We start from the raw sequence: 10,558 nt of genomic DNA, 5'->3' as shown, positions 1-10,558 counted from the left end.
CGCCCGCGTCGCGCTCCTGCCGACGGGCCGGCCGCCGGCACGGGGCAGGATGCCCGGGTGGGTCGGCACCGCCAGGCAGAGCAGAGCTTCCGGCTGCTCGTCGTGTGCACGGCGAACATGTGCCGCTCGCCGACCGCCGAGATCATGATGCGGGCAGCGCTGCACGAGCGGCTGGGACCTGCCGCCGCGGGGTTCGTCGTGTCCAGCGCCGGTGTCGCGGTGCCTCCGCAGCGTCGGTCGATGCATCCGCTGACGCGGGCCGAGCTCCGAGCCCGGGGCCTGTCCTCCCCGGCGGAGGCCTTCGTGGTGACGCAGCTGCAGCCCGAGCACGTCACCCGGGCCGATCTCGTGCTCGGGGCCGAGCGCCGGCACTGCGCCGCCGTCGTCGAGCAGACGCCGGAGGCACTGCCCGTCACCTTCGGACTGCGGGAGTTCGCCCGCCTGGCCGCGGCGATGGACGCCTCGACCCTGTCGCGGTCACCGGTGGTCCGTGCGCACGAGCTGGTCGAGTTCGCTCGCGTGCACCGCGGTCTGGTGACGGCGCGTGACCGCGGGAGCGATGACATCCCCGACCCGGTCGGCGGTACCCGCGATGACCATCGTCGGGCCGCCGACGCGATCGGTACCGCAACGTGGTCGATCGTCAGCAGCATTAGTCCGAACAGCCGCTGATTTCGCGCCTTTGCCGCATCAATTCCGGTATCCGCCCACTTCTGGTAACGAAACGCCGCGAACGGCGGACTAGTCCACAGATGGACCGGGTGGAGGCGGGAGGTGACTGCGTTGCGGATTCCGGCGATGTCCGACGCATGACGCCGCGGCAGTACCTCCGGGTGCTCCGGGAGCACTGGACGACCGCGGTCGCCGTGGTGCTCCTGACCGTCGCCGCTGCCGGGGCGCTGGCCGCGGTGAGACCGCCCGCGTACACGGCCACCCTCACCACCTACGTGTCGGCGCGCCCGTCCGCCGCGGAGGACTCCGCCTACCAGGGCGGTCTGCTCTCCCAGCAGCGCGTCACGTCCTACGTCGAGCTCGTGCGCAGCGAGCGGGTGGCCAGGACCGTCATCGAGGACCTCCGCCTCTCGGAGACCCCGAGCGCGCTGGCTTCGCGCATCAGCTCCACGAGCGTGCCCGAATCGGTGCTCATCGGCATCGCGGTCGAGGACCGCTCGCCGGTACGGGCCGCCGAACTCGCCAACGCCGTCGGACAGGCGTTCATCGCGCTGGTCGACGACCTCGAGCGTCCGACGGGCGGCGGGGAGGCGGAGATCAGCGTGCGGGTCGTCGACCCCGCCGAGCCTCCCGGCGCCCCGTCCGGCGCGGGTCCCGCCGTGTACCTCGCCGTCGGCCTGCTCCTGGGCCTCGGTCTGGGCGTGGCGGCGGCCATGGCGCGGCACGGGCTGGACACCTCGGTCAAGTCGGTCGAGCAGCTCGCCGCCGTCGCCCGGGCCCCGGTCCTCGGAACGGTGGCACTCGACCCGCGGGTGCGGGACCGGCCGCTCGCGGTCCGGGACTCCCCGCGGTCGCCCGAGGCCGAGGCCTACCGCCACCTGCGCACGAACCTGCGCTACATCCGCGTCGGCAGTGCCTGCAAGGTCATCGTGGTCACCAGCTCGGTGGTGGGCGAGGGCAAGACCACCACGGTCTGCAACCTGGCGATCTCGCTGGGATCGGCGGGCAACAAGGTGCTCGTCGTCGACGCCGACCTGCGGCGGCCCAAGGTCGCGGAGCTGCTCGGTCTGGAGGGTGCAGTCGGGTTGACCACCGTGCTCTCGGGTCGGGTGCCGGTGGGCAGTGCCATCCAGAGGTGGTCCGGGGGCGACGTCGACGTGCTGGCGTCCGGGCCGCTCCCGCCCAACCCGAGCGAGCTGCTGGCATCCGCCGAGATGGAGGCACTGCTCCGCGAGGTGCGTGAGACCTACCAGTACGTGCTGGTCGACTCCCCGCCGCTGCTACCGGTCACCGACGCCGCAGTCCTGGCGCCCGCCACGGACGGGGCGATCCTCGTGTGCCGGTACCGCCGGACCCGTACGGCGCAGGTCACGGCCGCCCGCGACGCGCTGGAGACGATCTCGGCCTCGCTGCTGGGCACCGTGTTCACCATGGCGCCGCAGGCCGCGGCGCCTCCGCCGTACACCCAGGTGGGCGCCGACCGCTCCGACGAGGTGCCCGAGCGCGCCGCGCCGGTCCGGCCTGCCGAGTTCGCGGCGATCCCGCCGGTCGAACCGGCGCCGCCGACCTGGGCGGTGGTGCCGGCCGTGCCCGACACCCCGGTCCGGGACGTCCGCCCCCCGACCCGGGTGCGATCGGTCGAGCCCGCCCCGCCCGCCCGCCCGCCCGAACCGGCGGCCGATCCGCCGACGGTTCCCGTGCCCGTCGTCACCGGACTGGTGCCGGCTCCACGGGAGAGACCCGCCCGGCACCGACCGTCGACGGAGCGGTCGTCGTCACCGCGAGCCGCGCCGGCACCCAACCGGCACGTGGCGAAGAACGGTGCACCGACTCCCCGCACGAATGGTCGCGCCATTCCCCACCGCATTCCCTGAACACCGTCCGCTCCCCGCGTTCCATGTTTCTCCGGCGTTTCCCCTTCGTGAACTCGCGAAGCCGGAGAGGAGGTCAGACATGCCCGTCTTCGGGATCCTCGCCCACGACGACCCACCGCTGCTCGCCCGACTGGTGGAGCGCCTCGCCCCCCATCCCATCGTGGTCCACCTCGACGCGCGGTCACCGGTAGGAGCCTTTCCCCGGCTGCCGTCGGCCACCTGGGTGACCGACCGGGTCGCGGTCCGCTGGGGCGGCTTCTCCGTCGTCCGCGCCACGACGCGGCTCTACGCAGCGGCGCTGGCGATCGCCGACCCGCTCGACCACGTCGTGCTGCTGTCCGGCCGGTGCTACCCGGCCCGGCCCGTCGCGGAGTTCGTCGCGCACCTCGCGGACGCCCCGCACCGCCAGCACTGCCGGGCCGCCCGGCTCCTCGACGGGACGCCCGCAGCCGGCCAGGTGACGAAGCGGTGGTTGTTCGACGCCATCCCCGCCGGTGGCGGGCCGCTCCGCCTGGCGAGGGCCGCGCTGCGCCGCGGCATCGCCACCGCGGCACCGCGGCGGAGCGCGACGAGCTTCGCCCCGCTGGTCCCCGTCGCAGGGAGCCAGTGGACCTCGCTCACCGCCGACTGCGTGAAGGACCTGCTCAGCATGGCGGCCGAACCGGGGGTGGCCGGGCCCTTCCGACACACCCAGGCCCCCGACGAGACCTTCCTGCAGACGCTGCTCTGGAACAGCCGGTGGCGGGAGGAGACCGCTGACCCGGTCCTGGCGGACCGAGCCGGTCGGGTCACCGCCGACTTCAGCAACCACCACTACGTCGACCACTCGCTGAAGGGGATACGGACCTCCGCCGACCTGGACGCGGTGCTGCGTTCGGAGCAGTACTTCGTGCGGAAGGTCGACTCCATCGGATCGGCCGACCTGCTCGACGCACTCGACGCCCGGCTCCGCTGACCGCTCCCCGCTCCCCGCTCCCCGCCCCCCTCGGACCCTCGACCCGACCCGACGCTCCCCGCCCGGCGACTCCCCGGCTCCCCGCCTCCGCCGATCGGCGCGTCCCCGACACAGGACGGCGCTCCCCGATGCGCATCGCGTACTTCGTGACCTCGTACCGCTCGCCCGACATGCTGCTGCGCCTGCTGCGCACGCTGCGGCGGGCCGATCCCGGCTGCGTGCTCGTGGTCCACCACGACCGCTTCGGATCGGACCTCGACGAGGCCGTCCTCGACGGCCTGGACGTCCACCTGCACACGTCGGACCACCCGGTGGTGTGGGGCGACATGACCCTCGAGGCGATCCGCTGGCGGGTGCTGGGTTGGATGCTCGACCACGTCGAGTTCGACTGGACGGTGCTGCTGTCCGAGCAGGACTACCCCCTGCAGCCGCTGCCGGTGCTGCACGAGCGGCTGGCGTCCTGCGGTGCCGACGCGGTGCTGGAGGCCGACCGCCTCGACGACGTCCCGCACCTCGGCCGCCGGCGGGAGTACCAGCGCCGGTACCTCTACCGCTACACCGACCTGCCGCGCTGGGCGTGGGTCGACAGGGTGCCGTCGGCGGTCCGTCGGCGTGTCGCGCCCGCGCGGGTGCTGGCGCTGCGGGTGCTGAACCGGGTCCAGGACGTGGGTCGCGTCTACTGGTTCCCCGAGGCGCTGGAGCTCCGGACGAAGGTCGGTCTCCGGCCACGGCGATCGCCCGTCGGGCTGGGCGAGCCCGTGTGGGTGGGCTCGACCTGGTACGCGCTGTCGCGCCCGGCGGTCGAGAGCCTGCTCGACCGGGTACGGGAGCACCCCGAGCTGGTGCGGCACTTCGCCGCCACCGTCATCCCGGTCGAGGCGGCCACCCAGACGCTCGTGGGCAACGACCCGCGGCTGGTCGTCGAGAACGCCCCCCTGCACCACATCCGCTGGAGCCGCCCGGCCTCGGGGCGGCCCGACGTCTTCGGCCTGGACGACCTCGACGAGCTGCTGGCGTCCGGCCTGCCGTTCGCCCGCAAGTTCGACGCCGACGACGCGGTCCTCGACGCGCTCGATGCGCACGTCCTGGGCACTCCGGTGCCGGCTGCGCAGCAGGTGCTCCGATGAGCGCCAGGAGCGTCCTGGTCACGGGCGGGGCGGGCTTCATCGGCTCGCGGCTCGCGGCTCGCCTCCACGAGGCCGGCGACCGCGTGTCGGTGGTGGACTCGCTGCACCCGCAGGTGCACGCCACCGGTGAGTGGCCGGCCCTGCTCCCCGCCGGGGTCGAGCGCGTCCTCGGCGACGTCACCGACCCCGCCCTGTGGGACGCGCTGCTCCCACGGACGCGTCCGGACGTCGTGGTGCACCTGGCCGCCGAGACCGGCACGGGCCAGTCGCTGACCGAGGCGAGCCGGCACGGCATGGTCAACGTCGTCGGCGCCACACGGCTGCTGGACGGGCTGACGCGCCACCGTCGGGTGCCCCGGGCGCTCGTGCTGCCGTCCTCGCGCGCCGTGTACGGCGAGGGAGCGTGGGCGGACGCGGTCGGCCGCACCTGCTACCCGCCCGCCCGGGACGCCGGCGCGCTCGAGGCCGGGCGCTGGGACCCGGAGCTCCAGGAGGTGCCGGCGCGGCCGCTGGCGCACAGCGCGAGCACCACCGAACCCCGCCCGACCAACATCTACGCCGCCACCAAGCTGGCCCAGGAGCACCTGCTCGGGGCGTGGGCCGCCGCGCACGGGTGCACGCTGTCGGTGCTGCGCCTGCAGAACGTCTACGGGCCCGGCCAGTCGCTCACCAACCCCTACACCGGGATCGTCACGCTCTTCGCCCGGCTCGGTCTGCACGGCGAGGGGATCGAGGTGTTCGAGGACGGTCGGATCCTGCGCGACTTCGTGTACGTCGACGACGTGGTCTCGGCGCTGGTGGCGGCTTCGGCGCTCGACGACGGCGCCCGCACCACGGTCGACGTGGGCAGCGGCGAGCCGGTGACGCTGCTCGACCTCGCCGAGCGGATCGCCGGGCTCTGCGGCGCCCCCGCGCCCCGCGTGTCGGGCCGCTACCGCGCCGGTGACGTGCGCGCCGCCCACGCCGACCTCGCGGCAGCTGCGGAGCGGCTCGGGTACCACCCGACCGTCACGCTCGACTCGGGACTGCGCCGCCTGCTGACCTGGATCGCGGCCGAGACCGGGGTCCGCCCGCCGGCGGAGGTGCTGGTCGATGGACGGAGCTGACCCGGGGCCCACCGTGCTGTTCGTCGGCCACACCGGGGAGGTCGGTGGCGCGGAACGGGTGCTGCTCGACGTCGCGGCGGGTGTGGGCGGGCACGTGCTGCTGCTCGCCGACGGGCCGCTGCGCGCCGCGCTCGAGGCGCGGGGCGTGCCGTGCACGGTGGCCGCAGGCGCGCCCGACCTCGGACGGATCCGCCGGGACCGGCCGCTGGCCGGATCGGTGCTGCGCGTGGCCCGCGGCCTGCTCCGGACGGTCCGGGTGGTCGCGGCGGCCGCCAAGGACGCCGACCTCGTCTACGCGAACTCCCAGAAGGCGTTCGTCGTCTCGGCCTTCGCGGCCCGGCGGGCTCGCCGACCCCTGCTGTGGCACCTGCACGACATCCTCGACGACGACCACTTCGGGACCGCGCAGCGGCGGCTCGTCACCGCCCTGGCCAACCGCCGGTGCGCCGCGGTCGTCGTGCCCTCGGTGGCCGCCGGTGACGCCTTCGTCGCGGCGGGCGGACGGCGGGCGCTCGTGCACGTGGTGGCCAACGGCGTCGGAGCCGCCCCCGGGTCCCCGTCCGACCGGGCGACGCTCCGGCGCGGGCTCGGTCTCCCGGACGGCCCGGTCGTGGGCGTGTTCAGCCGCATCGCTCCGTGGAAGGGGCAGCACGTGGCGGTCGCCGCCGTCGCAGCGGTGCCCGGCGCGCACCTCCTGCTCGTCGGCGGTCCGGCCTTCGCGGAGGACGCGGCCCTCGCCGACCTCCACCGCCTCGTCGCCCGGCTCGACCTGGCCGACCGGGTCACCTTCCTCGGTCACCGCGACGACGTGCGCGAGCTCATGCCGGCGGTGGACGTGTGCGTGCACCCGAGCGTGGCCGCGGAGCCGTTCGGGCTGACGGTCGTCGAGGCGATGCTGGCGGGACTGCCCGTCGTCGCCTCCTCCGCAGGAGCGCTGCCGGAGATCCTCACCCACGGGGAGACCGGGCTGCTCGTCCCGCCCGGTGACGCCGAGGCGCTCGCGGCCGCGGTCGCGGAGCTCGCGTCGGACCCGGGGCGGGCCCGCCGCATGGGGGAGAGGGCACGGAGCGTCGCAGCGGAGCGCTTCTCGTCGGACCGGCTGGTCGCCGGTGTCGACGCCGTCGTCCGGTCGACGGGTGCGCGCGGCCCGGTCCTCCCCGCGGTCGGCCGCGGAGCATGACCATCGACGCGGGACGGCCCGTGATCAGCCGCGGCGCCCGGACGATCGCGATCAACACCGCGGCCATGGCGGCGGGGCCGCTCGGCGCCGCGGCACTGGCTCCCGTCCTCGCCCGCGTGCTCGGCCCCGAGGGTCGCGGCCAGATGGCGGCCGTTCTCGCGCCCCTCACCTTCGCCGACGCGATCGCCACCATCGGTGTGCCCGCGGCGATCGCGTTCTACCGCGCCCGCGGTACCGGCTCGACCCGCCTGGTCCAGCTGGCGCTGCCGCTGCTGGCGCTGTCGGGGGCGCTGTCCTACGCCGCGCTGTTCTGGTTCGCACCGGTCGTGTCCGACCAGCACGGGCTCGACGTCACGGTGGTCCGGGTCCTGTGGACCGCCGTCATCGCCGGGATCTTCCTCGCCGTCCTGCGGGCGTGCCGGCAGGGCGAGAGCGCCTGGGGGCGGCTGAACCTCGAGGCGGTGCTCGGTCCGGTGCTGCGGCTGGTCGCCTGCTCCGGCGTGCTGCTCACCGGGTCCGGCTCGGCGCAGCTGGTGACCGCCGTGTACCTGGCGTCCGGCACCGTGGTCGGGCTGGTGCTCCTGCGGCGCCGTCCGGTGGCGGTGTCGGCGGTCCCGGCCCCGGACCCCACGCGCCGCGAGCTCGTCGGCTACGGCGCGCGGTCCTGGGCCACCGGCCTGAGCTCGGTCGTGAACGCGCGGATCGACCAGCTGTTCCTCGCCGTGGTCCTCCCCGCGGGGGCGCTCGGGCTCTACGCGGTGTCGGTGACGGTGGCCGAGCTGCCCGGGATCCTCTACCGGGCCGCGGCGCCCGTCCTCTTCACGCGCGTCGCCGGCGGCTACGGGTGGGCCGCCTCCGCCCGGGTCGTCCGGCTCGTCACCTGGTCGTCGCTGACGATGGGAGCCGCAGTGGCGCTGGTCGCGAGGCCGCTCGTGGAGCTGGTCTTCGGCGAGAGCTTCGGCGACGCCGCGGTGACCGTGCAGATCCTCGTCGTCGGTGGGGTGCTCGCCGCCGGGTCCACCTCCCTCGCCTCGGTGCTCGCGGGTCAGGGTCGACCGGGCGTCGTGTCGCTGACCGAGGCGGGCGGGGTGCTGGTGACCCTCGTCGGGATGGTCCTGGCGGTACCGACGTGGGGTGCGGTCGGCGCCGCGGTCACGGTGAGCGGCACGCAGGCCGTCGTGTGGTCCGTGCGGGCCGTGGCGTTCGTGCGGTTCAGCGGGCTCGGCGCGGGGTCGCTGGTCGTGCTGCGCCGGGCCGATGTCGCCGCGGTCGTCCCCTCCTGGAGGGCCCGGTGAACCGCGTGACGCCGGCGCCTCCTCGGTGCGAGTGGCACGTCCTCGTCGACAGCGTGGCCGAGGACAACGCCTCCGCGGTGCTGGCCGTCGCCCGGAGCTTGTGCGAGCAGGCCGGGCGGCGCGGGGTGCCGGCCTTCCTCGTGGTCGGCACCGACCAGGTGGAGGGGCGCCCCGACCGCGAGGGCCTGCTGCTGCCCGAGCGGACCGGCCTGCTGCACCGCGCCGCGGACGCGGCGGCGAAGACGCTCCTCGGACGGCCGTTCCGGTGGCGCGACCGCATCGACCCCGACGCCGCGCGGTCGCGCCCGACGCACGTCTACCTGCACAACCAGCCCTGGATGGCCCCGGTGTTCCGGCACCGCTTCCCCGACGCGGAGATCCATGTCTACGCCCACAACCGGCTGCTCCAGCGGGTTCCCCTCGCCGCGGTCCGGCGCCTCGCCGCTCACTGGGACGGGGTGGTCAGCGTGAGCCGCTACCTCGCCGACGACCTGGCCGGGCGCTGCGGGCTCGATCCCCGTCGGCTGCACGTGGTGCACAGCGGCGTGGAGGCCGATGCGTTCGCCGGCGCCGGCGCCGGGCCCACGAGTGACGTGGCCTTCGTCGGCCGCATGGTTCCCGAGAAGGGGGTGCACGTGCTCGTCGACGCCCTGACCAGGCTCCGGGAGCGCGGAGTGGTGGTTCGCGCCGAGCTCGCCGGCGCCGCCCACCTGCACGTCGACGGGGGTCCTGCGGCCTACGAGCGCGGGCTGCGGCGTACGGTCCGCGAGCGCGGCCTCGACGTCGCGTTCCGGGGTTTCCTGCCCCCGCGCGAGGTGCCCGCGTTCCTGGGCTCCACCCGTGTGGTCGTCGTGCCCTCGGTGTGGCCCGAACCGTTCGGGCTCGTCGCCCTGGAGGGGATGGCGAGCGGGGCCGCCGTCGTCTGCACGCGGGCCGGTGGGCTGCCGGAAGCCGTCGGCGACGGCGCGGTGCTCGTGGAGCCGGGGGACGCGGACGGCCTCGCCACCGCGATCGCCGGGCTGCTCGCCGATCAGGCCCTGCGCGAGCAGGTGGCCGAGCGCGGCCGCGCGGTCGTGCGTTCCCGGACCTGGGCCCGCGCCTACGACGACCTGACGCACGCGGGCACCCCGGTCGGGAGGACCGCGTGAGCGCATCCCGGGTCGCGATCGCGCACGACTACCTCACCCAGTTCGGCGGCGCCGAGCGCGTGGTCGCCACCTGGAGCAGACTGTTCCCCGAGGCGCCGATCTACACGATGGCCTACGCGCCCCACCACACCTTCCCCGAGTTCCGCGGCAGGGCCGTCGTGCTGCCACCGTTCGGCGGCAACCGCGTGTTCGCCGGCTCCGTGGCGTCGTTCCTGCCGGTGCTGCCGCTCGTCGCGTCGTCGATCCGCGTGTCGGGACCCGTCGACTGGGTGCTGGCCAGCACGTCCGGCTTCGCCCACGGGTTCCGGGCCGAGGTGCCGATCGTCGCCTACTGCCACAGTCCCGCGCGCTGGCTGTACGAGACCGGTGACTACTCCGCGCAGATCGGCGCGCTCCGCCGGGGTTCGCTGCGGATGATGTCGGGCTACCTGCGCCGGGCGGACCGCACCGCCGCGTCCCGCGTGACCCGCTACATCGCCAACTCCATCGTCACGCGCGAGCGCATCTGGCGGGCGTACGGCATCGAGGCGCCCGTCGTGCACCCGCCGGTGGCGATGCCCGCAGCCGGGCGCGAGGGCGGGAGCGGGTTCGCGCTGCCCGACGTGTTCGCGCTGTGCGTCGCGCGTCGGCGTGGTTACAAGAACCTCGCGTTCGCGGCGGACGCCGCACGGCGGGCGGGCATCCCGCTCGTGGTGGTCGGGGCGGGCACCGAGGAGATCGGCTCGAGCTGGCCGGGCGTGCACGGCCTCGGCCGCGTGTCCGACGAGCAGCTGGCGAGCCTGTACGCCGAGGCGTCCGTCCTGCTGGCGGTGGCGCACGAGGACTTCGGCCTGACCCCGGTGGAGGCCGCCCAGGCCGGAACCCCGACCGTCGCGATCGACCGCGGCGGGTACCGGGAGACCGTGCTGCACGGCGTCAACGGACTGCTCGTGCCCGAGACCGGCGCCGACGTGGCGGATGCCGTCAGGCAGGTGGTCCGCCACGACTGGGACCACGCGACCGTCCGGCTCACCGCGGAGCGCTTCGCACCCGCGCGCCACCGCCGCGCACTGCTGCTGGCCGCCGGGGAGGTCACCGGGATCCCCCTCCAGCAGCCCGTCGTCCCCCGTTCCATCCCGGTTCCCCGGTCCCCGGTGCCGTGGACCCTCGACCCCGACGTCCGTACCCCCAACCCGGCATGACCGGCGAAGAGCTGAGGAGC

General features: G+C 75.1%; 9 protein-coding genes. All 9 read left to right on the top strand.

Translation table 11 applies throughout. The annotated features are described in order from the left end of the window. The first annotated feature begins 57 nt into the window (after positions 1–57). The 9 genes from I4I82_RS08630 (at position 58) to I4I82_RS08585 (ending at position 10,538) form a co-directional block, all read left to right on the top strand. Positions 58–672 carry an arsenate reductase/protein-tyrosine-phosphatase family protein gene (locus I4I82_RS08630; RefSeq protein WP_218595615.1) on the top strand — a complete coding sequence of 205 codons (615 nt, stop codon included), beginning with the start codon at positions 58–60 and terminating at the stop codon, positions 670–672. 137 nt (positions 673–809) lie between these two features. Then, complete coding sequence (locus tag I4I82_RS34390; protein ID WP_218595614.1) at positions 810–2,546, top strand: tyrosine-protein kinase domain-containing protein; 1,737 nt, start codon at positions 810–812, stop codon at positions 2,544–2,546. 79 nt (positions 2,547–2,625) lie between these two features. Then, entirely contained in the window at positions 2,626–3,501 is an 876-nt protein-coding gene (locus tag I4I82_RS08615; protein WP_218595613.1) for a beta-1,6-N-acetylglucosaminyltransferase, read from the top strand. A 128-nt stretch (positions 3,502–3,629) separates the two neighbouring features. Continuing rightward, positions 3,630–4,628, top strand: coding sequence for a beta-1,6-N-acetylglucosaminyltransferase (locus I4I82_RS08610; protein ID WP_218595612.1), 999 nt, complete (start codon positions 3,630–3,632; stop codon positions 4,626–4,628). Beyond that, entirely contained in the window at positions 4,625–5,734 is a 1,110-nt protein-coding gene (locus I4I82_RS08605; RefSeq protein WP_218590154.1) for an NAD-dependent epimerase/dehydratase family protein, read from the top strand. The genes I4I82_RS08610 and I4I82_RS08605 overlap by 4 nt, the downstream gene beginning before the upstream one ends. Beyond that, a complete protein-coding gene (locus tag I4I82_RS08600) occupies positions 5,721–6,914 on the top strand; it encodes a glycosyltransferase family 4 protein (RefSeq protein ID WP_218590155.1) in 1,194 nt (397 codons plus the stop codon). Before I4I82_RS08605 ends, I4I82_RS08600 begins: the two co-directional genes overlap by 14 nt. Continuing rightward, complete coding sequence (locus I4I82_RS08595) at positions 6,911–8,209, top strand: oligosaccharide flippase family protein (protein WP_218590156.1); 1,299 nt, start codon at positions 6,911–6,913, stop codon at positions 8,207–8,209. The genes I4I82_RS08600 and I4I82_RS08595 overlap by 4 nt, the downstream gene beginning before the upstream one ends. Then, entirely contained in the window at positions 8,206–9,357 is a 1,152-nt protein-coding gene (locus I4I82_RS08590) for a glycosyltransferase family 4 protein (protein WP_218590157.1), read from the top strand. The genes I4I82_RS08595 and I4I82_RS08590 overlap by 4 nt, the downstream gene beginning before the upstream one ends. Next, positions 9,354–10,538, top strand: coding sequence for a glycosyltransferase (locus tag I4I82_RS08585; RefSeq protein ID WP_218590158.1), 1,185 nt, complete (start codon positions 9,354–9,356; stop codon positions 10,536–10,538). The genes I4I82_RS08590 and I4I82_RS08585 overlap by 4 nt, the downstream gene beginning before the upstream one ends. Positions 10,539–10,558 lie beyond the last annotated feature (20 nt).

It is taken from the genome of Pseudonocardia oceani (assembly GCF_019263585.2).
In the GTDB taxonomy this organism is placed as follows: domain Bacteria; phylum Actinomycetota; class Actinomycetes; order Mycobacteriales; family Pseudonocardiaceae; genus Pseudonocardia; species Pseudonocardia oceani.
This window is presented reverse-complemented; position numbering and strand designations above follow the sequence as displayed.